Genomic DNA, 23,365 nt, shown 5'->3' on the forward strand with positions numbered 1-23,365 from the left:
ACCTGCCCGATCTTGGACCGCAGCCGGCGCGTCACACAGAGCCGTGGCGCCGGCGCCCGATGAGGAGCAGCAGTCTTGCGCGAGTTCAGCCTTCCGGCCCTGTACGAGGTCCCTTCGGACGGCAACCTGACGGATCTGATCCGCCGCAATGCCACGCAGCATCCCGATGTCGCGGTGATGGGCCGCAAGATCGCGGGCGCCTGGGCCGATGTCACCGCCCGCCAGTTCCTCGCGGAGGTCCGCGCCGTCGCCAAGGGCCTGATCGCCTCCGGCGTCGAGGCCGGCGACCGGGTGGCGCTGCTCTCGCGCACCCGCTACGAGTGGGTGCTCCTCGACTTCGCGATCTGGAGCGCGGGCGCGGTGACCGTGCCGGTGTACGAGACGAGCTCGCCCGAGCAGATCCAGTGGATCCTCGGTGACTCCGCCGCGACGCTGGCCCTGGTGGAGTCCGAGGCGCACGAGGCGTCCGTGGAGTCCGTGCGGGCCGCTCTGCCCGCGCTCAAGGGCATCTGGCGCATCGAGGCCGACGCCGTGGCCCGGCTCACCGCCGCCGGCGCGGACGTCTCCGACGCCCTGCTCGACCAGCGGATGTCCTCGGCGCACGCCGACGACCCGGCCACCATCGTCTACACCTCGGGCACCACAGGCCGCCCCAAGGGCTGTGTGCTGACCCACCGCGCCTTCTTCGCGGAGTGCGGCAACGTGGTGGAGCGTCTGAAGCCCCTCTTCCGTACCGGCGAGTGTTCGGTCCTCCTCTTCCTGCCGGCGGCCCATGTCTTTGGGCGGCTGGTCGAGGTGGCCTCGGTGATGGCGCCGATCAAGCTCGGCTGCGTCCCCGACATCAAGAACCTCACCGACGAACTCGCCTCGTTCCGGCCGACGTTGATCCTCGGCGTGCCGCGCGTCTTCGAGAAGGTCTACAACTCGGCCCGCGCCAAGGCGCAGGCGGACGGCAAGGGCGCGATCTTCGACAAGGCGGCCAACACGGCGATCGCCTACAGCACCGCGCTCAGCACGCAGGCGGGTCCCTCCGTCGGCCTTCGGATCAAGCACAAGGTGTTCGACAAGCTCGTCTTCAGCAAGCTGCGGGCGGTGCTCGGCGGGCGCGGCGAGTACGCGATCTCCGGGGGCGCGCCGCTCGGTGAGCGCCTTGGCCACTTCTTCCGGGGCATCGGCTTCACGGTCCTTGAGGGCTACGGTCTCACCGAGTCCTGCGCGGCGACCGCGTTCAACCCCTGGGACCGGCCCAAGATCGGCACGGTCGGGCAGCCGCTGCCGGGCTCGGTGGTACGGATCGCGGACGACGGCGAGGTGCTGCTGCACGGCGAGCACCTGTTCCAGGGGTACTGGAACAACGAGGCCGCGACCGCCGAGGCGCTGGCCGACGGCTGGTTCCACACCGGTGACATCGGCACCCTGGACGAGGACGGCTACCTCGCGATCACCGGCCGCAAGAAGGAGATCATCGTGACGGCGGGCGGCAAGAACGTCGCGCCGGCGGTGATCGAGGACCGCATCCGGGCGCACGCGCTGGTCGCCGAGTGCATGGTGGTCGGCGACGGGCGGCCGTTCGTGGGCGCGCTCATCACGCTGGACGAGGAGTTCCTTGGCCGCTGGGCCGAGGAGCACGGCAAGCCGGCGGGGGCGACGGCGCTCTCGCTGCGCGACGACGTGGAGCTCCTGGCGGAGGTGCAGCGGGCGGTGGACGACGGGAACGCGGCGGTCTCCAAGGCGGAGTCGGTACGGAAGTTCCGGGTCCTCGGGGCGCAGTTCACGGAGGAGGCGGGGCACATCACGCCTTCGCTGAAGCTGAAGCGGAATGTGGTGGCGAAGGATTTCGCCCCGGAGATCGAAGCGATCTACACGACCTGACCGGGCCGCGGGTTTCCAGCCCGGGCCGGCGGCAGGTGCCCAGGGTCGCGGCTTTCCGGCGCGGGCGGATGCCGGGTTGCCCAGGGGCGCGGCTTCCCGGTGCGGGCGGACGCCAGGTGCCCAGGGGCGCGGCTTCCCGGTGCGGGCGGACGCCAGGTGCCCAGGGGCGCGGGGAACTGCGCGACCAGCCAGCCACGGTCCGCAGCCAGGGTCCCTGGGGCTCCGCCCCAGACCCCGATCGGCCTGAACGGCCTCGTCCTCAAACGCCGGACAGGCTGAGGTTGCCGGTACGGGCCAGCACGAGCCCTGCCAGGGGCGCGGGGAACTGCGCGCCCAGCCACGTACAACCCGCACCCGAAGCGAACCGAAGTCCCCAGGGGCGCGGGGAACTGCGCAAAACGCGCCCGGCCCGCACGGACACGCCGCCCCGCACGGGCAGAGGCAACCCGCCCCGCCCCGCACGGGCAGACGCACTCGCTACAGCAACCCCCGCAACTTCTCCGCCAGGAGGTCCCAGCGCCACCTCCGCTCAACCCACTCCCGCCCCCGCTCCCCCATCCGCCGCCGCAGAGCCGCATCCTGGAGCAGGGTCACGACGCGCTCCGCCACCGGCTCCGGCGTGGCGCCCGGGACCACCCAGCCCGTCTCCCCGTCGAGGACCGCGTCCGGCGCCCCGCCGGAGTCGCCGGCGATCACGGGCAGGCCGGTCGCCGAGGCCTCCAGGTACACGATGCCAAGGCCCTCGACGTCCAGACCCCCGCGCCGCGTCCGGCACGGCATCGCGAAGACGTCACCGGCGCCGTAGTGCGCGGGCAGCTCCGCCCACGGCACCGCCCCGGTGAAGCGGACCGACGCCGAGACCCCGGCATCCGCCGCGAGCCCCCGCAGCTTCGACTCGTACGGCCCGCCCCCCACGATGAGCAGCACCGCGTCCGGCACCGCCGCCAGGATCGCCGGCATCGCGCGGATCAGCGTGTCCTGGCCCTTACGCGGCACCAGGCGCGACACGCAGACCACGACGGGCCGCTCGGCGAGCCCGAGCCGGGCGCGTACGGCGTCGCCGCCCGAGCCGGGGTGGAAGGTCTTCTCGTCGACGCCCGGCGGGAGGTGGACCATGCGGGCCGCGGCCTGCGGGGTCAGCGCGCCGGCGATCCGGGACCGGGTGTACTCGCCGAGGTAGGTGATCGTGTCCGTACCCTCACCGATCCGCCGCAACAGCTGCCGCGCGGCGGGCAGTTGGGCCCACCCCGCCTCGTGTCCGTGCGTCGTCGCCACCAGGCGTTCGGCCCCGGCGGCGCGCAGCGCGGGCCCCATGAGGCCGAGCGGCGCGGCCGCCCCGAACCACACCGAGGCGCAGCCGTGTTCGCGCAGCAGGCCGACGGCGCGCCGGGTGACCCGGGGCGTCGGCAGCAGCATCGTGGCGCGGTCCCGTACGACGGTGAACGGCTGCTCGGCGTCGAAGGCCGCGGTCGCCTCGACGCCCTCCCGGCCCCGCTTCCACGTCGAGGCGTAGACGACGATCCGCTCGGGATCCAGCCGCAGCGCCATGTTGTGCAGGAACGCCTGGATCCCGCCGGGGCGCGGCGGGAAGTCATTGGTCACGATCAAGGTCTTGTGCATCGCCGCCGACAGTACCGAACCCGGGGCGCGGAGCCGAAGGGCCGCCCGGGCGGCGGTGGCGCGCAAGCGGACGGCGCGCGGCCGCGCCTGACGGCCGGGCCGCGGGGGCACCCGGCATCATGGCTGGTTCCGGACCCCTCAACCGAGCCTCTTGGACCTTGAACAAGGACGCAAGAAGGACGCAAGGACGACACGGACACATGAGCATCCCCCGGCGCACCCTCGCGGTGGCGGCCACCTGGGCCGCGACCCGCTATCTCCTGCTGCTCTGCGTCTTCAGGGTGCTGGTCCTGCCCGGCCCCGACGTGACCAGCGACGTCCACGTCATCTACCGGGGCTGGGCGCAGGTGCTCGGCGCGGGAACGTACCCGCTCGACGACGTGACCTGGCAGTACCCGCCGCTCGCCGCCCTCGCGGTGCTCTCCCCCGAGGCGCTGCCCTTCCTCGGCTACGCCTCGGCGTTCTTCGTGCTCGCCTTCCTCGCGGACGTACTGGTGTTCGGGCTGCTGATGCACGCGGCGGACCGGCCGGGCACGTCCTTGAACGGCGCGTGGATGTGGACGCTCGGCGTGCCGCTGCTGGGCCCGACCGCGTACGCCCGTTACGACCTGATGGTGACCGCCGTCGCGGTGGCGGCGCTGCTCGCGGGCGTCCGCCGCCCCCGGCTCCTGGGCGCGCTCGCCTCCGTGGGGGCGCTGCTCAAGGTGTGGCCCGTGCTGCTCCTGGTGCGTGCCCCGCGCCGCGCCCTGACGAGCGCGGCGGTGAGCGCCGCCGCGCTCCTGGCGGCCTGCGTCGCGGCGGCGCCCGGCGCGCTCGCCTTCCTCACCTTCCAGCGCGAGCGCGGCACGGAGGTCGAGTCGCTGGGCGCGCTGGTCTTCCATGTGGCCCGGCACTTCGGCTGGCGCGGCGAGGTGCGGCTGAACTACGGCTCGGTGGAATTCCTCGGGCCGTACGTGTCGCTGGTCTCCGCGCTGTCGATGGCGCTGAGCGCGCTCGCCCTGGGCTGGCTCGTGCTGTGGCGCGCCAGGGCCCGGGGCCCGCTGGGGGCGAGCACCCTGGCGGACGCGGCGTTCACGGCGGTGCTGCTGTCCACGGCGACCAGCCGGGTCATCAGCCCCCAGTACCTGCTCTGGCTGGTCGGACTCGCCGCGGTGTGCCTGGTCTTCCGGCGCGGTCCGATGGCACGGCCCGCGCTGCTGGTCCTGGTCGCCACCGGTGTGACGGTCCTGGAGTTCCCCATCTGGTTCTCCCACGTGGTGGCCAGCGACCGGCTCGGCGTGCTCCTGCTGCTCGTGCGCAACGGTCTCCTGGTGGCCGCGTCCCTGATCGCCTGCCGTCAGCTGTGGCGCTCGACCGTGTCCGCCCGAGAGGCGCTGCCCCCGCGCCCGGCCCGCGCCGCCGCGCCGTCCGCCGTCGGCTGAGCCGGCGTACGGGTACGGCGCCTCAGCCGCGCCAGGGCCGCGCACTGGACGCCCATGGCCAGCGCCATGGCGAGGCACACCCCGGGCAGTCCGAGCCCCGACAGGCCCTGGGCGAGCGCCAGTTGGAGCGCCACGCCGCACCCGGTGATCCTGGCGAGCGCCGGCCCCGAGCCCCCGCCCTGGAGTACGCCGCCCAGCGCGATGAAGCAGGCGAGCAGCACCAGGTACGGTCCGAGGCAGCGCAGATACAGCGTCCCGGCGGCGGCCACCTCGCCCCGCGCGCCGAACGCCGCCATGATCCAGGGCGCGCCGCCCGCCAGGACCAGGGCCCCTGCGCACCCCACCGCGCCCGAGAGACCGAGCGCCGCGCGCCCCACGGCCGCCCGCTCGTCCCGGCCTGCGCCCAGCAGACGCGCGGTGTGCAGGGCGGCGGCCTGGCGGATCGCGTAGAAGGCCATGGTCGCCGTATACATCGCCTTGGTCGCGATGCCGTACGCGGCGACCTCGGCGACCCCGATCCTGGCCACCACGGCGACCAGGGCCAGCGCCCCGCCCATGCGCGTGACGAACTCGGCCGAGAGCGGCAGACCGGTAAGGACCGTACGGCGCAGATCCGCGCCCAGGGTGCGCGGCGGGGACCCGGGCGCGGGCGCAAGCGTGCGACGCAGCACCACGAGCCCCCGGGCCAGCGCGGCCGCGCGGCCGGCCACGGTGGCCAGGGCCGCACCCTTGACGCCGAGGCCGCAGCCCAGGATGAGCAGCGGGTCGAGAACGAGGATCAGGCCGTTGGCGAGGAGGGCCAAGCGCATCGGGGTGCGGGTGTCGCCGGTGCCCTTGAGGATGCCGTCCACGACGTTGGCGGCGAAGAAGACGGCGACGCCGGGCAGGGCGACGGAGAAGTATGCGCTCGCCAGGCGCAGCGCCGCGCCGCCGTCCCCGCCGAGCACGAGCCGGGCCAGAGGCTCGCGTCCGCAGAACCCGCCCACCGCGACGAGCGGGGTGAGCAGTGCCCACAGCGCCCACCCGCCCCGCACCGCGGCCCGGGCGCCCCCGGGGTCGTCGCCGCCCCGGGCCCTCGCGACCAGCACGGTGGTGCCCGACCCGGCCATGAGGATGACGCCGAGCAGCACGTTCTCCACGTTCGTGGCGACGGCGACGGCTGCGACCGCCCCGGCGCCGAGCAGGGCCACCCAGACGGTGTTGATGATTCCGGCCGTGACCCCGGACAGCAGCTCGAAGTAGACCGGGTACGCCAGCGACGCGAGCCGCCGCCGATGATCGGCCGGGCCTGCCTCGCGCCCCTTCCTGAAACCCGGTGTGACACCCGTAGCCATGCGACCCCCCGTATCCCGCCCCGACCAATACCTCGATTCGAGGTAACTCGATAAGAGGTAGCATGGCAGGTGTCGGCCGGACAAGACGAGGGGCGCACATGCTGGAGCTGTCGATCCTGGGGTTCCTGTACGAGGAGCCCCTGCACGGGTACGAGCTCAAGGAGCGCATCAAGGGGCTCAGCGGGCACATCCGGCCCGTCAGCGACGGGGCGCTCTACCCGGCGATCACCCGGCTCGTGAAGGCCGGCGCCCTCGACCAGCGCACCGGGCCGGGCAGCGGGGCGGCGCCCCGGCGGATCCTCTCGCTCACCGACGCGGGCCGCGCCGACCTCCTGGCGCGGCTGCGGCACCCGAAGGACGGCGACATCACCGACGGCCAGCGGTTCTTCACCCTGCTGGCCTTCCTGCGGCACCTGCCCGACCCCGCCGAGCAGGCAGCCGTCCTGCGCAGGCGCCAGGCCTTCCTCGCCACCCCGACGAGCTTCTTCTACCGCGAGGGCGAGCCCGTCGCGGCCGAACAGGCCGGCGACCTCTTCCGTCAGGGCATGCTGCGCATCGCGCGCGCCACCTCGGCGGAGGAGAGGGCGTGGCTGACCGAGGCCATCGACCGCCTCACCACCGCCTGACGCCCACGGCGGGCGGCCCGGCGCGGCGCGTGGACGGCCCGGGCGCCGCGTTGGTCAGGAGAGCTGGGCGCGGACGTACGCGCGCCACTGGGTCGTGAACTCCCTTGGGGACAGGCCCAGTTGATCGGAGAGCGCCTTTTCCGTCGCGCCCTCCCGGCGGGGCTGGTCGCCGACCTGCGTGTAGAAGCGGGCCAGCGCCCCCTCACCCCAGCGGGACGCGATCATCCGGCACGCCAGCCAGCCCCCCTCGTACGCCCGCGCCAGCCGGTCCGCGCCGCCGCTGAAGCCGAAGTCGGCGTCGGTGGGCAGGTCGGCGGGGAGGCCGCCGGCCCGGACGGCTCTTTGGAGTTCGGGCGCGGCCTGGGACGCGGTACGGCCGGTGCGGCGGTAGCCGACCCAGTCGGCGTACCCCTCCGAGAGCCACATCGGAGTGGCGGGCGAGGTGTGCGCGCGGGTGGCGACATGGGTGGTCTCGTGGGTGAGGACGACCTCGCGGCCGAGGTCGCCGAGGACCGCGTACGCCTCCGGATTGACGATCACCCGGTCCGCCGGCGCGGCCCCCGCGCCGCCCGCCTCGCCCGTGGTGACGGCCGCGATGCCCCGGTAGGAGGCGGCGGGCGAACCGAGCAGCGCGCCCATGGCGTCCAGGGATGAGGGGACCAGGACGACGACCCGGCCGGCCCATGTGCCGGGCCAGGCCTCGGACACCGAGGGCACCGCCGCGTCCTCCGCCGCCGCGATCGACCGCAGCTTCGCGAGATCCTGGCCCACCCCAAGGATCAGGCAGTGGGCGCCGCGTACGACGGTGACCGGGCCCTGTTGCCACAGCGGTTGGGCGGCGCCGTCGGCGGGCCGGTCGCCGGTGACGTACCAGGTGGCGCCGCGCCGGCCGAGGGTCAGGGTGCGCGCGGTGGTCACGGGCGCGGTGTCGTAGCCCTGGATCCGGTAGCGCAGGTCCACCGAGGCGGTGGCCGTCGTACCGTGCCGCTGGACGCCGGTGACCTGGTACGTCCACGACGTGAGCGGCAGCTTCGTGAGGTTGGCCAGCTCCGCGCGCTGGGCCGTCCGCAGGGTGCTCGCGCCGGGGTCGACGACGGCGAGGTAACCGTCCGCGTCGTGCTTGAGGACGGCCGTCGCGCGCCGGTCGAGCACCCGCTGCACCGCGCCCGTGGTGGCGTCGGGCGCGTGGCCGGGCGCCGAACACCCCGAGGCGGACAGCAGCACGGCGAGCGCGCACCCCGCCGCCCGGCCACGCCATGCTCTTCGTCCGCGCCCGCGTCCCTGACCTGCCACGCCGCCGATCGTACGGTCACACCCGCGTCACCGAGGAAATGGGCATCATCCCGACGGGGTCGTAGCGCACCGGGGCGCCCGGATAGGGGGCGTGCACGACCTGGCCGTTGCCGACGTACATCGCGATGTGGCTGGCGTCGTGCCGGTAGGCGATCAGGTCCCCGGGCTTCGCCTGGGACAGCGGCACCTGACGGCCGGCGTAGCGCTGCTCCTGCGAGGTGCGCGGCAGGCCGACGCCCGCGCGCGCGTACGACCACTGCATCAGGCCCGAACAGTCGAACCCGGAGGGCCCGTTGGCGCCCCAGATGTACGGTTTGCCGACCGCCGAGCGGGCCGCCATGACGGCCGCCGCGGCCCGCGAGGAGGCGGGCGCCGAGCCGGAGAGCGGGGGCGCCTCGCCCCGCCCGGAGCGGGAGGAACGGTCGAAGGCGGCGCGGTCGGCGGTCGGCAGCGCGTTGAGCATCCGGCGCGCCTGGGCCAGCTTCGACTCCACCGCGCGCTTGTGCCGCGCCACTTCGGTGCGGCTGTGTTCGAGCTCGGCGAGCGTGCGGGACGCCTGCGCGCGCCGCTGTGCCAGCCGGCTCTGTTCCCGCTGGAGCTCGCGCAGCTCGCCGCTCTGGCGCTCGCTCAGCCGGTCGAAGGTGAGGGCCCGGTCGAGATAGGTGTCCGGGTCGGAGGACAGGAGCAGTGCGAGCGCGGGGTCGATGCCGCCCGAGCGGTACTGCGCCCCGGCGATCGCGCCGAGCGCGCCCCGCATGCGGTTGATCTTTTCCTGGCCGCGCGCGACGGCGTCCTGCGCGTGCTTGACCTCGACGCGCAGCTTCTCGGCGTGCTCATCGGCCTTGTCGTACTCCTCGGTGGCCTGCTCGGCCTGCGCGAAGAGCCGGTCGACCGCGGCCTGCCCCGTGGGGGCCGGCTCGTGCGGGGCCGCGCTCGCGCCGGGTGCCACGAAGGCGACCGCGGCCGTCGCGGCCGCCGCGGAAAGGACGGTGACGCGGGCGCTCTGGGTCAGGCCCGACTGAGTAGGCCGGCGATGGGACGCCACGGATGCCGCACTCCCTTGCACTGCGTGCGGCCCCTGCCGCCCGGGCGGGCGGCGAGTCACCGGGGAAACCGCACGCCGGACAGTAACCGGGCGGATACCCGCGGGCCAACGACCGCCCCGCCCACACACAGTGACGCCCCGCCGGAGAACACAGGTCACCGGCGGGGCGTCGCGTCAGCGACGGGTGCCGCGATTCGCCCGTTTGGGCGGTGTCGGGCGCTGACGAAGGCGAAGGCGGTCAGCCGATGCGCACACCGAACTGGAAGGGCATGTTGTTGATCGACTCGTAGCGCACGACCGCGCCGGTGTGCGGGGCGTGCAGCACCATGTTGTTGCCGGCGTACAGGCCGATGTGGTGCAGGTCGCCGAAGAAGAGCACGAGGTCGCCGGGCTTGAGGTCGCCGCGGCCGATCCGGGTGCCCCGGGTGGCCTGCTCCTGGGAGGTGCGCGGCAGGTGGACACCGGCCTGGGCGTACGCGTATCCCGTCAGACCCGAGCAGTCCCAGCTCGCCATGCCGGTCGCGCCGTAGCTGTAGGGCTTGCCCAGCTGGGTCTGGGCCGCCGCGAGGGCGGCCGCGCCGACGCCCGAGGCCGGCACGTCCTTGCCGAGGTCGGGGCGTTCGGTGGTGCCGGCGGTGTTGGCCCGCGTGGTGTCGGCGGCGAGCGCCGCCTTCTCCTGCGCGGTCAGCGAGTTGAGCAGCTGCTGCGCGTCGGCGAGCTTGCCCTGGACTTCCTTCTTCTTCGCGTCCAGCACCGCGCGGGTGTCGGCGAGGTCCTTCAGCTTGTCCTGGGCCTCCTTGCGCTCCTGGGTGAGGGTGCGTTGCTTGGCCTGGATCTTCTGAAGGGCCTCGGCCTGCGTGCTGCTCAACTGGTCGAGCGCGGAGGCCTTGTCGAGGAAGTCGTCCGGGTTGGAGGAGAGGAAGAGCGCGAGCGAGGGGTCTATGCCGCCGGAGCGGTACTGGGCCGCCGCCATCGAACCGAGGGTGCCGCGCAGGGCGTTGAGGTCCTGCTGGCCGCGCGCCACCTTGTCCTGCATCTCGTTGACCTGCTTTTCGAGCTGGCCCTGCTTCTCCTTGGCGCCGTTGGCCGCCTCGGTCGCCTGCTCGGCCTCGTCGTAGAGCTTGTCGACCTTGCTCTTGACCTCGTCCTTGGTGGGCTTGGGGTCGGCCTGGGCGGCCTGCGAGGTGAGGGCCACGACCGCGGCGGCGGTGGCGCTGAGCACGGTCACACGAGTGCGGCTCGCGGGCTTGGGACGACGGTGGGACCCCACGAAGGCGAGCTCCTTCTTCCTCTGCCGCCGAACGGCGCGAGTCGGCGGGACCTTCATGGACACCCCGAACGAGTGATCAACCGCATGAAGGTACGAGCCCCGACCCTAGTGACCTTCTTGTGATCAGTTCAAATCCTGATGGCGAAAAAGACGGTCACCGAGAGGATTCTTTACTGTCATCCCACGCGCAGTAGCGGGCACTTGACGGAGCGCTCGGCGGCGATCACCCGAATTCGGGCATTGAACACAGGAGTTGCAGAACGCCCGTTAAGCCTCAGATCCGTGAAAGCCGCTTGAGGAGCAGCAGCGAGGCGACCGGGCGCGCGCCCGCCTTGGCGACGCCGTCCGCGACCTCCTTGTCCGTGGAGACGACCACCACGGGACGCCCCGACGGCTCGGCCCGCACCAGCTGACGGATCAGCTCGTCGGCGGTCACGCCTGGCTTGGAGAACAGCACCCGCACACCCCTGGGCGGGGCGAGCAGCACCGGAGCCGCCAGCTCCGCGCCGTCGAAGACACAGGTGACCTCGGCGCCCGTCTGGGCGGCGAGCACGGAGAGCCCGCCGAGCAGGCGCAGCCGCTGCTTCTCCAACGGCATCGTCGGATAGCCGGTCTTGGTGACGTTGTACCCGTCCACCAGGAGATGCACCTGGGGCAGCCCGAGCAGCTGGTCCAGGAGGGCCGGGTCGGTCTCGGACAGGGCGCGGGCCGCGATGTCCTTGGGCGACATGGTGCCCGGCGCGACCGCGTCCACGGTGTCGGCGGGGCGTACGGAGGCGGGGGGCAGGGCCAGTTCACGACGCAGGCCCTGGGCGCCCTCCAGGACGGTGTCCAGGAGCAGCCGCAGCCGCATGTCCTCCACCGAACGCCCCTCGCGCACCGCGCGCCGGCTCGCCTCCAGGCCCGCCTCCGCCTCGCCGAGACGCGTCTTGAGCCGCCGTGTCTCGCTCTCGGCCGCGGCCACCTGGGCGGCCGCCTCGGCCTTCGCCCCGTCGATCTCGGAGACGACCTTGCGCAGGGCGGCCTCGCCGCGCTTCACATCGCTCTGGGCGCTGCGGAGTTTGCGCTGGAGCGATTCCGCCTCCTTGCGGGCGGCCAGCAGCTCCGCGCGCAGCGTCTCGTTCTCGGACTTGATCAGGGCGCGTGCCTCGGCGAGCTCTTCGCGCAGCCGCTCCAGCTCGCGCCGGCCCTCCTCCTCGGCCCGTTCGGCGAACGCCCGCTGGGCCTCCTCGCCGGCCGCCGCGACCAGCTTGACCCAGCCCACCGGGCGCAGCACATAGGCGACGGCCGCCACGTCCACCGGGTCGGCGGCGGCGGGCGGCGAGCCGGCCTCGACGGCGCCGGCGAGCTCGGGCTGCGACTCCTTGAGGCGTTCGCCGATGCGCTGGCGGAACACCGGCTCGCCCTCCAGGGCCGCGGCCATCGCGTTGCCCGCGAACTTGGCGCGCCTGGTCGGCGTGAAACGGGCGTACTGGCGCAGCTGTCCGGGCAGTTCGGCGACGGTCAGGCCGCCGAACGCCTCGGACACGAAGGCGACGACCCGGCGCCGCACCGCTTCGGGCAGCGGGCGGTCGAGCACCTCGGCGGGGCCGTCATCGGCCGCAGCGGCCGGTTCAGCGCCGCTTGCATGCTCCACAATCCGTCACCCCAACTGTCATGCGTGCCGCCCGGACGGCCGCCTCTCAGGAAGCGGTCGCCGAGTCGGCATCCGGCCGGTCCACGAGTTCGATCTGGTCCACCGCGTTGCACCAGCGGCAGCGGACCGACTCGATGGTCTCACTGACCACCTCGCGTTCCTCCACCTTGGGCTCCCCGGCGAGGTCCAGATGGACGTACTCGATCACTTTCGACGAACGGGTGACATCGAAACGGGTGAGGTTTCCGCAGAGCGTGCAGCGCCACCGGGTTTCGGTGGTCGGCTGGGGAACGGTGGTCATGTGGTGCCGCCCTCTTTTCCACTTCCATGGTCCAGGATCTCGCGGTGCGCCATCGAACTGCGGGAGTACTGCCCGCAACCCTACGGCCTACCCGTCGGCCGCCGACACGGCGAGGCGGTCTGTACCGAAAGCTCCCTTTAGGCCATTCTCTCCCCATGATCAGGTGGCGGGGAGCGGCGATCGTCAGGGGCGCGGTACGGGGCCCGACCGTGACGTACGGGCTGATCGCCGCGTGCTGTCTGCTCTTCGCGCTGAGCCCGGTCTCCGGCCTGGACCCGGGCTACGGCACCGGCGACGCGATCCTCAGCGCCCAGAGCGACTACTTCGCACGCTGGGGCGTCGTACCGGACGAATTGATGGCGGGGCGCCCGCACTCCCTGCTCACGCCCCTCACCGCGCTCTTCGTCCACGGCAGCTGGCTGCACCTGCTGGGCAACATGCTGTTCCTGTACGTGTTCGGCGCGATGGCCGAGGAGCGCGTGGGCCGGATCGAGTTCGCCCTGTTCTACCTCCTGGCGGGCTATCTGGCCCTGCTCGGGTACGCGGTGGCGCACGCGGATTCCGATCAGACGCTGGTGGGGGCGTCCGGGGCGATCTCGGCGGTACTCGGCGCGTTCCTCTACCTCTTCCCCCGGGCCCGGGTGACCAGCGTCTTCCCCTTCCTGCTCTTCCTTCCCCTGCGGTTTCCCGCGTGGATCGTGCTCGTCTTCTGGTTCGCTTTGCAGTGGCTGGCGATCCGGGGCGCGTCGTCCGGGCCCGGGGTCGCCTATCTCGCCCATCTCGTCGGCTTCGGCCTGGGCTTCCTGTACGCGTGGGGCCGTTTCCGGGGGGCGGATAGAGTGCAACCCCGAAAGCCCGTGAAGCCCGCGGGTCCGGCCGCCACCGAGGGAGAAAGCCAGCCGTGATCACCGCGATCGTGCTCATCAAGACCAGCGTGGACCGGATTCCCGAGATCGCGGAGTCCATCGCGGCGCTGGACAGCGTCAGCGAGGTGTACTCGGTGACCGGTACGTACGATCTGATCGCGCTGGTCAGGGTGGCCCGCCACGACGACCTCGCGGATGTCATCCCCGGCCGCATCAGCAAGATTCCCGGGGTCGAGGGGACGGATACGCATGTGGCGTTCCGCACGTATTCCCAGCACGATCTGGAGGCGGCGTTCGCGATCGGCCTCGACGCGTAGCCCCTCCGGGGGTCACACGCCTTCGGTCCGGGCCCACCCCCCGCGCAGTTCCCCGCGCCCCTGACGGGGCTGGTGCCGGCCCACACCGGCACCCTCAGCCCGTCCGGCGATTGAGGACGAGCGCCTTCAGCGCGAACGGGGTCTGGGGCAGAGACCCAGGGAGCTCGGCTGCGGACCGTGGGCGCTTCTCGCGCAGTTCCCCGCGCCCCTGGCGGGGTTGGTGCCGGCCCGCGTGGCTGTCCTGGGGCAGGGCTCGTGCTGGCCCATTCAGGCAACCCCAGCCCGTCCGGCGATTGAGGACGAGCGCGTTCAGCGCGATCGGGGTCTGGGGCGGAGCCCCAGGGAGCTCGGCTGCGGGCCGTTGGCGCTTCTCGCGCAGTTCCCCGCGCCCCTGGACGGGGTCCGTGCTGGCCTGCGCCGGCAACCCCAGCCCGTCCGGCGATTGAGGACGAGCGCGTTCAGCGCGAACGGGGTCTGGGGCGGAGCCCCAGGGGGGCCGGGTGGGTCAGGTGGCTGGGACGCAGCGGCCGGCTTCCGTGTGGTACTGCCACGCCGCCCCGTCCCGGACCAACTCCCCCACCGCCCGCACAAACCGCTCCACATGCTCATCCGGCGTCCCCGCGCCGAAGCTGACCCGGATCGCGTTCAGCGAGCGCTCCCCCGGCTCCGCCTCCGGCGCCCCGCACTCCCCCGGGTCCCCCGGCTCGCTGCCCAGCAGCGTCCGCACCAGCGGGTGGGCGCAGAAGAGCCCGTCGCGCACCCCGATCCCGTACTCCGCCGACAGCGCCGCCGCGAAGTGCGAGCTGTTCCAGCCGTCGACCACGAAGGAGATGACCCCGACCCGGGGCGCGTCGTCCCCGAAGAGGGACAGGACCCGCACCTCGGGGACCTCCGCCAGACCCGCGCGGACCTTCGCGATCAGGTGCCGCTCCCGCTCGACCAGCGCGTCGAACCCCGCCTCGGTCAGCGCCTTGCACGCGGAGGCGATGGAGTAGACGCCGATGACATTGGGCGAGCCGGCCTCGTGGCGCGCGGCCGTGGTGTGCCACTCGACGTGCACCCCGCCGTCCTCACGCCGCGCGACCCGCTTGGAGGCGCCGCCGCCCGCCAGGTACGGCTCCGCCTCCTGGAGCCAGTCCGCCCGGCCGGCCAGCACGCCCGAGCCGAACGGCGCGTACAGCTTGTGCCCGGAGAAGGCGACCCAGTCCACGTCCAACTCCCGTACGGAGACGGGGCGATGGGGCGCGAGCTGAGCCGCGTCGAGCACGATGCGCGCCCCGTGCGCGTGCGCGGCGGCGGCGAGTTCCCTGACCGGCCACAGCTCACCGGTGACGTTGGACGCGCCGGTCACGCAGACGAGCGCGGGCCCGTAGGGGTCCCGGTCGGCGAGCGCGCGCTCCAGCGTCTCGACGGCCTGGCGCGGGGTGCGCGGCGCGTCGAGATACGTCACCCGCGCGTCCTGCCAGGGCAGCAGCGAGGCGTGGTGCTCGGTCTCGAAGACGAAGACCTGGCAGCCGGCGGGGAGCGCGCGGGCGAGCAGGTTGAGCGAGTCCGTGGTGGAGCGGGTGAAGACGACCTGGTCGCTGGGGCGGCAGTCAAGGAACTCCGCGACCGTCACGCGGCTGTTCTCGAACAGGTCGGTGGAGAGCTGCGAGAGGTAGCCGGCCCCTCGGTGCACGCTGCCGTAGTAGGGGGCGTACGCGGCGACGTCGTCCCAGACCCGTTGGAGGGCCGGCGCGCTGGCCGCGTAGTCGAGGGCCGCGTAGACGACCTCGCCGCCGGTGACGAGCGGCACGGTGACATCGCGGCCGAGCACCGCGAGCGGCGCCGCGCAGCAGGGCTCGGCGGGCTCGGAGATGGAGGAGGCCGAGGAGGCGCAGGACGCGGAGGAGGCGGAAGGCGCGTGGGCGGCGGTGGCGGGGCGTGCGGACATGGCGGTATCTCCCAGCAGGGCAAGGCGAGTTGGCTTCTGACCCCGGGTACGGCGGCGCGGCCCCTGATGAGAAAGGGGTCGACTGGCGTGCCGCATACGGGTGTTGTCCTCGGACACGCGACGCGAAGGGGCCGCGCGGAGGAGGGTGGAGAAGGGGCGGATACGCCCTATCGCATTCGCTTGCTCACGAGACTGCTCCCTTGAGGACCAGGACCCCAGGGCTGTGACATCACGCGATGTCCAGGGGTCCGCGCTTGCCGTGGGCCTTGCTGCCCACGACCTGGTCTTCACCCGGGGCACCCCGCCACGGACGGAGGGTTGCCGGACAGCGAGCCGGGGCCTAAATCGCTGTCACTCATGACCTTGGACAGCATCCTGCCACACGTCACCACGTGCGCAAGGCGCAGTCCGCGATCCGGACTGCGCCTTGGGTCACATCATTGGGTCACATCATTGGGTCGCGGCAGCTGCGGCTCAGGCGTTGCTCGCGGCCACCCAGCGCTCCAGCGTGCGCTGCGCCGCCCCGGAGTCGATGGCCTCGGCGGCCCGGGCCATCGCGGCGCCCAGCTGCCCGGCGAGCGGGTCTTCGCCCGGCTCCAGGGCGACCAGCGCGGCCGCCGAGTTCAGCAGGACGGCGTCGCGCACCGGGCCCTGTTCGCCGGCCAGGAGCCGGCGGACGATCTCCGCGTTGTGCGAGGGGTCCCCGCCGCGCAGCGCCTCGATCGGGGTGATCGCGATGCCGACGTCGCGCGGGTCGAAGCGCTCCTCGCGCACGGCGCCGTCGCGCACCACCCACACCCGCGAGGTGGCCGTGGTGGTGAGCTCGTCCAGACCGTCGTCCCCGCGGAAGACCAGCGCGCTGGAGCCGCGCTCGGCCAGCACGCCCGCCACGATGGGCGCCATCCTCGGGTCGGCGACGCCGGTGGCCTGGGCCCGTACCTTCGCCGGGTTGGTGAGCGGCCCCAGCACGTTGAAGGTGGTGCGGATGCCCAACTCCTTGCGCGCGGCGGCCACATAGCGCAGGGCGGGGTGGAACGTCACCGCGAAACACATGGTGATGCCGGCCTCCTGGGCCACCTGGGCCACCCGCTTCGGGGACAGTCCGAGATTGACCCCCAGCTTCTCCAGGACGTCGGAGGCGCCGCTGGCGGAGGAGGCCGCCCGGTTGCCGTGCTTGACGACCTTGGCGCCGGTCCCGGCGACGACGATCGCCGACATGGTGGAGATGTTGACGGTCTTGGCGCCGTCGCCGCCGGTGCCGACGATGTCGACGCTGGGGCCCGGCACCTCGATCAGGTGGGCGTGCTCGTACATGGTGCGTACCAGACCGGTGATCTCGGCGACCGTCTCTCCCTTGGCGCGCAGCGCGACCATGAACCCCGCGATCTGCGCGTTCGTCGCCTCGCCGCTCATGATCTGGTCCATCGCCCAGGCGGTCGCGTCCTCGCTCTGGTCGACGCCGTTCAGGAGCGAGTCGAGGACACCCGGCCAGGAGTGGGCCGCCACGGTGTCGCCTCCGGTGGGGGTAACAGCGCTCATGCTCGCTCCTGGTAATCAGACGGCCGGGATGCCGCCCGTCAGCCTATCGACAGGCGCCGGGCGCCCAGCGCCCGTGCCCGCACTGCGGACGCCGGGAAAAAGACTCCGGCCCGGCCCCCGCGAAGGGGCCGGGCCGGAGCCTCGGTTGTGGCGACCGTCAGGTCAAGCGGAGATCAGTGGTGGCCGTGGCCGCTGGTGATCTCCTCGTACTCCTTGGCCGTCGGCTTGGGGATCTGGTTCCCCTCGCCGTAGTAGCCCTTGCTGAGCTTGGCGCGCAGCTTCTGCGCCCGCGAGATCTTGCGCGTGACACCGTTCTCGTCGGTCTCGGGACCGAGGTCGAGCGGCTTGTACTGCTCGTGCGCGGTGAGCTTGTAGCGCGCACCGGCGTCCAGCGGCTCGTGGATCTCGACGAACTCGCCGTGCGGCAGCCGCTTGATGATGCCGGACTCACGTCCGTGCAGCACCTTCTCGGCGTCGCGCCGCTGAAGACCCAGGCAGATCCGCTTGGTGGCGATGAAGGCCAGGACCGGAGCGACGAAGAACGCGATCCGCACGAACCAGGTGATGACGTTGATCGAGAGGTGGAAGTGGGTGGCCCAGAGGTCGTTTCCACCACCGACGAGCAGCACCAGGTACCAGGTGATCCACGCGACACCGAACGCGGTACGCGTCGGCGCGTTGCGCGGCCGGTCCGCGATGTGGTGCTCGCGCTTGTCGCCGGTGACCCAGGACTCGATGAACGGGTAGACCGCGATGGTCGCGAGGACCAGCGGGAAGATCACCAGCGGGATGAACACACCCAGGACGAGCGTGTGGCCCCACAGGTTGATCTCCCAGCCCGGCATCACACGGATGAGGCCTTCGGAGAAGCCCATGTACCAGTCGGGCTGGGCGCCGGTGGAGACCTGGTCGGGCCGGTAGGGGCCGATCGCCCAGATCGGGTTGATCGAGGCGATCGCCGCGACGACCGCGATGACGCCGAAGACCAGGAAGAAGAAGCCGCCCGCCTTCGCCATGTACACCGGGAGCAGCGGCATGCCGACGACGTTCTTGTTCGTACGTCCCGGACCCGCGAACTGGGTGTGCTTGTGGTAGAAGACCAGGATCAGGTGGGCGACCATCAGGCCCAGCATGATGCCCGGCAGCAGCAGGATGTGGACCGAGTAGAACCGGGCCACGAAGTCGCCGCCGGGGAACTCCCCGCCGAACAGGAAGAACGACAGGTACGTGCCGACGACCGGCACGGACAGGATCGCGCCCTCCATGAAGCGGACACCGGTGCCCGACAGCAGGTCGTCCGGGAGCGAGTAACCGGTGAAGCCGGTGAACATGCCGAGGACGAACAGCAGGAAGCCGAAGAGCCAGTTGACCTCACGCGGCTTGCGGAAGGCGCCCGTGAAGAACACGCGCATCATGTGCACGAACATGCCGGCGAGGAAGATCAGCGCCGCCCAGTGGTGGATCTGCCGGATCAGCAGACCACCGCGCACATCGAAGCTGATGTGCATGGTCGAGTTGAACGCCTCGGACATGTGCATGCCCTGAAGCGGCACGTACGAGCCGTCGTAGACGACCTCGTTCATGCTCGGGTGGAAGAACAGCGTCAGATACACACCCGTGAGGATGATGATGATGAAGCTGTACATGCAGATCTCGCCGAGCATGAAGGACCAGTGGTCCGGGAAGATCTTGCGCATGTTGGCCTTGGCCAGGGAGTAGATCCCCAGCCGGCCGTCGGCCCAGTCCGCGATCCGCTCGCCGGCCGGTGCCTGCTCGCGTGAATCCTTCGCAGTCATCAGGTCAGCCCCTCTCGAAGAAGGCAGGACCGACGGGCTCTTCGAAGTCGCCGAGCGCTTCGAGGTAACCCTCGTCATTCACGCCGATCCGCAGCTGCGGAAGGGCGTGACCGGCCGGGCCGAAGATGACGCGGGCGCCGTCGGAGAGGTCGAAAGTGGACTGGTGGCACGGGCAGAGCACGTGGTGCGTCTGCTGCTCGTACAGGGAGATCGGGCAGCCCACGTGGGTGCAGATCTTCGAGTACGCGACGATGCCCTGGTGCGACCATTCGAGCTCGCGCTTGTCCTTGATGTCCTCCGGCTTGATCCGGACGAGCATCAGGGCGGCCTTGGCGATCTGCGTCTGGAAGTCCTCCGCGTCCTCCTCCAGGCCCTCGGGCTTGGCGAAGGTGAGGGAGCCCACCAGCAGGTCCTCGGGACGCAGCGGCTCGTTGGTGTTCATGTTGATCAGGGCCTTGCCCTTGGACCACATGGTGTGCCGCAGCTTGTCCTCGGGCAGCGTGCCCAGGTCGCGCAGGAGCATCACACCGGAGAGCGGCACCATGGCGAGCGCGCCGAACATGGTGTTGCGGATCAGCTTGCGCCGTCCGAAGCCGGACTCGGCCGCGCCCTGCTTGAAGTCGGCCAGGACCTGCGCCTTGACCTCCGGCGGTGCCGCGATCTCGTGCCGCTCGGCCGGCATCTCGACGTCCGACATCAGGGTGCGGGCCCAGTGGACCGCGCCCGCGCCGATGCAGAACAGCGCCACGCCGAGGGTCAGACCCAGGGCGAAGTTGAGGATGCTGACGTGCCCGAACGGGAAGATGAAGACGATCTTGTCGACCGGGAAGATCACGTACGAGGCGATGAAGCCGACCGTAGCGATCATGGACAGGAGGAACAGGAACGCGACCACGCGCTCCGAGCGCTTGGCCGCCCGCTCGTCGATGTCCTGGACGCGCGGCTTGTGGGCCGGAAGTCCCGGGTCGGCGAAGGGGTCGCCCGCGGTCGCTACCGCGCCGTGCGCGGTGGCCTGCGCTTCAGGCAGGCTCTCGGAATTCTCTTGGCTACTCATGACTTCTTGGCCTTAGCGGTGTGGGCCGCGACCCAGATGGCTACTGCGATGAGGGCACCCAGACCGAAGATCCAGCCGAACAGACCCTCGCTGACCGGGCCGAGCCCGCCGAGCTTGAGACCACCGGGGCTGGCGGACTTGTCGCTGTTCACGGCGTGCAGGTACGCGATGATGTCCTGCTTCTGCTTCTGCGGCATCGTCGTGTCCGGGAAGGACGGCATGTTCTGCGGGCCGGTCTGCATGGCCTCGTAGATGTGCTTGGGGTCCACGTCCTCCAGGCTGGGGGCGAACTTGCCGTTCGTCAGGGCACCGCCCTCACCCGTGAAGTTGTGGCACTGGGCGCAGTTGGTGCGGAACAGCTCGCCACCCTTGGCGATGTCCGCACCGCTCGGGTTGTACTGCGAGTTGGTCGGCACGCTCGGTCCGGCGCCCAGCGAGGCCACGTACGCGGCGAGCTGGTCGATCTCGGACTGCGAGTAGATGACCTTCTTCTTCGGCACCTGCGCGCCGGGCTGCTGCGCCGGCATGCGGCCGGTGCCGACCTGGAAGTCCACCGCGGCGGCGCCGACGCCGACCAGGGAGGGGCCGTCAGAGGTTCCCTGACCGCCGGTCCCGTGGCAGCTGGCGCAGCCGACGGAGTAGAGCTTCTTGCCCTCGTCGATGGCGAGGGACTGGGCGGTTTCGTCAGCCTGAGCCTTGCCCGCGGGCGCGAACGCGGCGTACAGCCCCCCGGTGGCCGCCAGCGCGAGGAGTAGGACGACGACCGCCGCCAGCGGATGGCGTCGTCGTGCGGAGAGCTTTTTCACGGATTACCCCGGTGTCAGGATCTTCTGCGTCGATGGCGGATGTGGTGCGGACCTACGGGTCCGGTTACTGGATCAGGTAGATCGTGGCGAAGAGGCCGATCCACACGACATCGACGAAGTGCCAGTAATAGGACACGACGATCGCCGCGGTCGCCTGTTCGTGGGTGAACCTCTTCGCCGCGTACGTCCGGCCGAGAACCAGCAGGAAGGCGATCAGGCCGCCTGTCACATGCAGTCCGTGGAAGCCCGTGGTCAGGTAGAACACCGAACCGTACGGATCCGAGGACAGCGAGAGGCCGTCCGTCTTGACCAGGTCGGTGTACTCGTAGACCTGGCCACCGATGAAGATCGCACCCATCACGAACGTGATGGTGAACCAGGTGCGGAGCTTCTTCACATCGCCCCGCTCGGCGGCGAAGACGCCGAGCTGGCAGGTGAGGGAGGAGAGCACCAGGATCGTGGTGTTGGTCGCCGAGAACGGAATGTTCAGGGACGAGGCCATCTCTGACCAATGCGCGGCACCCGTTACCGATCGCAGAGTGAAGTACATCGCGAAGAGGGCCGCGAAGAACATCAGCTCGGAACTCAACCAGATGATGGTTCCGACGCTGGTGAGGTTCGGCCGATTGACCGACGGGTGCGCGTGCCCGGTTTCTACTGTCGTTGCTGTCGCCACGACCGACATTATGTCGGTCGCTTATCCCGCCCTCACTCCGGGGGGTGCCGTTCGGTGTGTCAGCGGCGTATGCAGGGCCCGAACGGCCCATCGAAGGGCTGCTCGAACCGGTGTTGACGGGCTGTTGGACGGAGTAGCATCCGCGCATCGGTTCATGAGCCAACGCCGGCGACGCCGCCGGACCTTCGGAGGATCCATGCAGTCGAGCGCCACCGTTCTGGTCTACAGCCACGACGCGAACACCCGCGCGCAGGTCCGGCTCGCGGCCGGGCGCAGGCCCGCCTCGGACGTGCCGCCCGTGAAGTTCCTTGAGTGCGCGACGCTGCCGGCGGTCCTCAAGGAGCTGGACCGCGGCGGTGTGGACGTGTGCGTCCTGGACGGCGAGGCGGTCCCCGCGGGCGGTATGGGCGTGTGCCGCCAGCTCAAGGACGAGATCTTCCGGTGCCCGCCGGTGCTGCTCCTGATCGGCCGCCCGCAGGACGCCTGGCTGGCCACGTGGAGCCGCGCGGACGCCGCGGTGACGCTGCCCGTCGAGCCGGTCGAGTTCGCGGACGCCCTGGCCTCGCTGCTGCGCGGGCGCCTCGCCGTGGGTGCCTGAGCTCACACTCCCGGCCGCAGCCGGGCGGAGTTCGCCTTGCTCTGCCCGGCCTTGAGGTCGGCCGTCAGGACGCTGCCCTCGCGCCACTTGTCCCACGACACGTTCCAGTCGCCGAACCCGTTGTCGAACGGCGTCATCTCCTCGCCGATGCTGTTGACGACGGTGACGATGTCGCCCTCGTTGATGTTCTCGAAGAACCACGCGGCGTTGCCGGTGCTCATGCCGGTGCAGCCGTGGCTGACGTTCTCGGCGCCCTGCGAGCCCACCGACCAGGGCGCGGCGTGCACGTACTCGCCGCTCCAGGTGACCCGGGTCGCGTAGTACACCGGCAGGTCGTAGGCGTCCGAGCTGCCGGCCGAGATGCCCACCGTCGTCCCGCGCATACGTACGAAGTACTGCTTGCCCAGGACCACCTTGACGCCGTTGCGGGTGGCGAATCCGGGCTTGCCGGTGGTGACCGGAATGGTATTGATCACTTCTCCGTTCCGCTTGACCGTCATGGTGTGCCCCGCGGCGTCCGTGATGGCCTCGACGCGGTCGCCCGTGGTGATCGTCAGGGGCTTGGCGGGACCGCCGTACAGCTTGTCGGCGATCTTCACGCCCTCCAGGTTGGAGTGCACGCGGATGGTGGCGTGGGTGGGCCAGTACTCCTTGGGCCGGTAGTGCAGCACCTTGTCGCCCACCCAGTACCAGGCGCCCTCCACCTTCGGGGTGGACTCGACCTTCAGGGCCCGCTCCACGATCGCGCGGGCGGCCTTGTCCTTGACCGGTTTGCTCAGCTGCGCGGTGATGGGCTGTCCGACGCCGTACTTGCCCGCGTCCGGGCCGAATTCGACCTCCACGGCGTCCTTGGCCGCCTCCGTGTCGAACGTCAGCGTGCGCAGCCCCGGAGAGCCGTCCTCGTTCTCCGTGGAGACCTTCACGGTGTAGTGCGCGCCGGCCACCAGAGGGGCGGTGGAGTGCCAGCGGGTGCCGTCGGCGGTCAGCTCGCCCGCCAGGTAGCGCCCGTTGCCGTCGACGGCCGTGACGTCCGTGATGCGGCCGCTCTTGTCCTTGGCGGTGATCTCCAGGGGCTTGTCCGGATCGGCCTTGCGGCTGCCGTCCGGGCCGTTGTACGCGACCTGTCCGGCCGCGTCGTACGGCTTGGCGGAGAGCGGGTTGCCCTGGGACCCGCCGCACCCCGTGACCCCCACACCGAGGGACAGGACCAGGAGGGTGCAGCTCACTACGGTGGGGATGCGCGGTGCGTGGCTCATGACCACACGGTATGAAGATTCATCAGATCCGGCGCGTCGGACGACTGCAAACGAGGGGCCCCCGTCTCGTGGTGAGACGGGGGCCCCTCGGGTGCGGCGCGTGCCA

20 protein-coding genes and 1 riboswitch are annotated in these 23,365 nt (G+C 71.5%); of the genes, 6 read left to right on the forward strand and 14 right to left on the reverse strand.

The genetic code is table 11. From position 1 onward, the window contains the following. Positions 1–75: 75 nt before the first annotated feature. A complete protein-coding gene (locus ACFYM2_RS26590; RefSeq protein ID WP_388839694.1) occupies positions 76–1,872 on the forward strand; it encodes an AMP-dependent synthetase/ligase in 1,797 nt (598 codons plus the stop codon). Between the two features lie 477 nt (positions 1,873–2,349). Here the strand turns inward: ACFYM2_RS26590 and ACFYM2_RS26595 are convergent, their stop codons facing one another. Further along, positions 2,350–3,492 (reverse strand): glycosyltransferase family 4 protein, encoded by a 1,143-nt coding sequence (locus tag ACFYM2_RS26595; protein ID WP_358995432.1) that lies wholly within the window; start codon positions 3,490–3,492, stop codon positions 2,350–2,352. Positions 3,493–3,692: 200 nt separating this feature from the next. On the opposite strand from ACFYM2_RS26595, the gene ACFYM2_RS26600 reads away from it, so the two are divergent. Beyond that, on the forward strand, positions 3,693–4,913 hold the full coding sequence (locus tag ACFYM2_RS26600) for a glycosyltransferase 87 family protein (RefSeq protein ID WP_388839697.1): 1,221 nt from the start codon (positions 3,693–3,695) through the stop codon (positions 4,911–4,913). On the opposite strand, the gene ACFYM2_RS26605 is transcribed toward ACFYM2_RS26600, so the two are convergent. Beyond that, positions 4,829–6,247: an MATE family efflux transporter gene (locus ACFYM2_RS26605; RefSeq protein ID WP_388839700.1), complete on the reverse strand. Its 1,419-nt coding sequence runs from the start codon at positions 6,245–6,247 to the stop codon at positions 4,829–4,831. The genes ACFYM2_RS26600 and ACFYM2_RS26605 overlap by 85 nt on opposite strands. A 98-nt stretch (positions 6,248–6,345) precedes the next feature. On the opposite strand from ACFYM2_RS26605, the gene ACFYM2_RS26610 reads away from it, so the two are divergent. Further along, positions 6,346–6,873 (forward strand): PadR family transcriptional regulator, encoded by a 528-nt coding sequence (locus ACFYM2_RS26610; RefSeq protein WP_358995441.1) that lies wholly within the window; start codon positions 6,346–6,348, stop codon positions 6,871–6,873. 54 nt (positions 6,874–6,927) lie between these two features. Here ACFYM2_RS26610 and ACFYM2_RS26615 read toward each other — a convergent pair whose 3' ends face one another. The 5 genes from ACFYM2_RS26615 to ACFYM2_RS26635 form a co-directional block, all read right to left on the reverse strand. Further along, positions 6,928–8,166, reverse strand: coding sequence for a hypothetical protein (locus ACFYM2_RS26615; RefSeq protein WP_358995444.1), 1,239 nt, complete (start codon positions 8,164–8,166; stop codon positions 6,928–6,930). Between the two features lie 16 nt (positions 8,167–8,182). Beyond that, positions 8,183–9,211, reverse strand: a complete 1,029-nt coding sequence (locus tag ACFYM2_RS26620; RefSeq protein ID WP_358995446.1) for an NlpC/P60 family protein — start codon at positions 9,209–9,211, stop codon at positions 8,183–8,185. Positions 9,212–9,449: 238 nt separating this feature from the next. Further along, positions 9,450–10,481, reverse strand: a complete 1,032-nt coding sequence (locus ACFYM2_RS26625) for an NlpC/P60 family protein (protein WP_358995449.1) — start codon at positions 10,479–10,481, stop codon at positions 9,450–9,452. A 274-nt stretch (positions 10,482–10,755) separates the two neighbouring features. Further along, positions 10,756–12,117, reverse strand: coding sequence for an NYN domain-containing protein (locus ACFYM2_RS26630; RefSeq protein ID WP_388839704.1), 1,362 nt, complete (start codon positions 12,115–12,117; stop codon positions 10,756–10,758). 46 nt (positions 12,118–12,163) lie between these two features. Further along, the gene (locus ACFYM2_RS26635) at positions 12,164–12,418 is read right to left on the reverse strand and encodes a hypothetical protein (RefSeq protein WP_388839707.1); all 255 of its coding nucleotides are present in this window, start codon (positions 12,416–12,418) and stop codon (positions 12,164–12,166) included. 155 nt (positions 12,419–12,573) lie between these two features. On the opposite strand from ACFYM2_RS26635, the gene ACFYM2_RS26640 reads away from it, so the two are divergent. Both ACFYM2_RS26640 and ACFYM2_RS26645 read left to right on the forward strand, forming a co-directional pair. Continuing rightward, positions 12,574–13,323 (forward strand): rhomboid family intramembrane serine protease, encoded by a 750-nt coding sequence (locus ACFYM2_RS26640; protein WP_388839710.1) that lies wholly within the window; start codon positions 12,574–12,576, stop codon positions 13,321–13,323. Continuing rightward, positions 13,320–13,601 (forward strand): Lrp/AsnC ligand binding domain-containing protein, encoded by a 282-nt coding sequence (locus ACFYM2_RS26645; protein ID WP_350229870.1) that lies wholly within the window; start codon positions 13,320–13,322, stop codon positions 13,599–13,601. Before ACFYM2_RS26640 ends, ACFYM2_RS26645 begins: the two co-directional genes overlap by 4 nt. A gap of 505 nt (positions 13,602–14,106) precedes the next feature. On the opposite strand, the gene ACFYM2_RS26650 is transcribed toward ACFYM2_RS26645, so the two are convergent. The 6 genes from ACFYM2_RS26650 to ACFYM2_RS26675 all read right to left on the reverse strand — a co-directional run bounded on the left by ACFYM2_RS26650 (position 14,107) and on the right by ACFYM2_RS26675 (position 21,414). After that, on the reverse strand, positions 14,107–15,534 hold the full coding sequence (locus ACFYM2_RS26650; RefSeq protein WP_388839713.1) for an aminotransferase class V-fold PLP-dependent enzyme: 1,428 nt from the start codon (positions 15,532–15,534) through the stop codon (positions 14,107–14,109). 245 nt (positions 15,535–15,779) lie between these two features. Beyond that, a riboswitch (SAM riboswitch) is annotated at positions 15,780–15,897 on the reverse strand. 111 nt (positions 15,898–16,008) lie between these two features. Beyond that, the gene (gene trpD, locus ACFYM2_RS26655; protein WP_388839716.1) at positions 16,009–17,073 is read right to left on the reverse strand and encodes an anthranilate phosphoribosyltransferase; all 1,065 of its coding nucleotides are present in this window, start codon (positions 17,071–17,073) and stop codon (positions 16,009–16,011) included. A 173-nt stretch (positions 17,074–17,246) separates the two neighbouring features. Continuing rightward, a complete protein-coding gene (locus ACFYM2_RS26660; protein WP_358995461.1) occupies positions 17,247–18,869 on the reverse strand; it encodes a cytochrome bc complex cytochrome b subunit in 1,623 nt (540 codons plus the stop codon). Positions 18,870–18,873: 4 nt separating this feature from the next. After that, the gene (locus ACFYM2_RS26665; RefSeq protein WP_358995464.1) at positions 18,874–19,923 is read right to left on the reverse strand and encodes a Rieske 2Fe-2S domain-containing protein; all 1,050 of its coding nucleotides are present in this window, start codon (positions 19,921–19,923) and stop codon (positions 18,874–18,876) included. Continuing rightward, a complete protein-coding gene (locus ACFYM2_RS26670) occupies positions 19,920–20,729 on the reverse strand; it encodes a c-type cytochrome (RefSeq protein WP_350229875.1) in 810 nt (269 codons plus the stop codon). Before ACFYM2_RS26670 ends, ACFYM2_RS26665 begins: the two co-directional genes overlap by 4 nt. Positions 20,730–20,793: 64 nt before the next feature. After that, positions 20,794–21,414: a heme-copper oxidase subunit III gene (locus ACFYM2_RS26675; protein WP_358995467.1), complete on the reverse strand. Its 621-nt coding sequence runs from the start codon at positions 21,412–21,414 to the stop codon at positions 20,794–20,796. 187 nt (positions 21,415–21,601) lie between these two features. On the opposite strand from ACFYM2_RS26675, the gene ACFYM2_RS26680 reads away from it, so the two are divergent. Continuing rightward, positions 21,602–22,003 carry a hypothetical protein gene (locus ACFYM2_RS26680; protein ID WP_388839719.1) on the forward strand — a complete coding sequence of 134 codons (402 nt, stop codon included), beginning with the start codon at positions 21,602–21,604 and terminating at the stop codon, positions 22,001–22,003. 2 nt (positions 22,004–22,005) lie between these two features. Here the strand turns inward: ACFYM2_RS26680 and ACFYM2_RS26685 are convergent, their stop codons facing one another. Next, positions 22,006–23,259, reverse strand: coding sequence for an Ig-like domain-containing protein (locus tag ACFYM2_RS26685; protein WP_388839722.1), 1,254 nt, complete (start codon positions 23,257–23,259; stop codon positions 22,006–22,008). Positions 23,260–23,365: the final 106 nt, after the last annotated feature.

Origin of the sequence: Streptomyces sp. NPDC006711, from assembly GCF_042869775.1 — a bacterium.
Classification (GTDB): Bacteria; Actinomycetota; Actinomycetes; order Streptomycetales; family Streptomycetaceae; genus Streptomyces.

Excerpts from the sequence above, each read along its gene's own strand:
- ACFYM2_RS26595 (WP_358995432.1), bottom strand. The coding sequence starts at position 3,492 with ATGCACAAGACCTTGATCGTGACCAATGACTTCCCGCCGCGCCCCGGC.
- ACFYM2_RS26600 (WP_388839697.1), top strand. The coding sequence starts at position 3,693 with ATGAGCATCCCCCGGCGCACCCTCGCGGTGGCGGCCACCTGGGCCGCG.
- ACFYM2_RS26605 (WP_388839700.1), bottom strand. The coding sequence starts at position 6,247 with ATGGCTACGGGTGTCACACCGGGTTTCAGGAAGGGGCGCGAGGCAGGC.
- ACFYM2_RS26610 (WP_358995441.1), top strand. The coding sequence starts at position 6,346 with ATGCTGGAGCTGTCGATCCTGGGGTTCCTGTACGAGGAGCCCCTGCAC.
- ACFYM2_RS26635 (WP_388839707.1), bottom strand. The coding sequence starts at position 12,418 with ATGACCACCGTTCCCCAGCCGACCACCGAAACCCGGTGGCGCTGCACG.
- ACFYM2_RS26640 (WP_388839710.1), top strand. The coding sequence starts at position 12,574 with ATGATCAGGTGGCGGGGAGCGGCGATCGTCAGGGGCGCGGTACGGGGC.
- ACFYM2_RS26650 (WP_388839713.1), bottom strand. The coding sequence starts at position 15,534 with ATGTCCGCACGCCCCGCCACCGCCGCCCACGCGCCTTCCGCCTCCTCC.
- trpD (WP_388839716.1), bottom strand. The coding sequence starts at position 17,073 with ATGAGCGCTGTTACCCCCACCGGAGGCGACACCGTGGCGGCCCACTCC.
- ACFYM2_RS26660 (WP_358995461.1), bottom strand. The coding sequence starts at position 18,869 with ATGACTGCGAAGGATTCACGCGAGCAGGCACCGGCCGGCGAGCGGATC.
- ACFYM2_RS26665 (WP_358995464.1), bottom strand. The coding sequence starts at position 19,923 with ATGAGTAGCCAAGAGAATTCCGAGAGCCTGCCTGAAGCGCAGGCCACC.
- ACFYM2_RS26675 (WP_358995467.1), bottom strand. The coding sequence starts at position 21,414 with ATGTCGGTCGTGGCGACAGCAACGACAGTAGAAACCGGGCACGCGCAC.
- ACFYM2_RS26680 (WP_388839719.1), top strand. The coding sequence starts at position 21,602 with ATGCAGTCGAGCGCCACCGTTCTGGTCTACAGCCACGACGCGAACACC.
- ACFYM2_RS26685 (WP_388839722.1), bottom strand. The coding sequence starts at position 23,259 with ATGAGCCACGCACCGCGCATCCCCACCGTAGTGAGCTGCACCCTCCTG.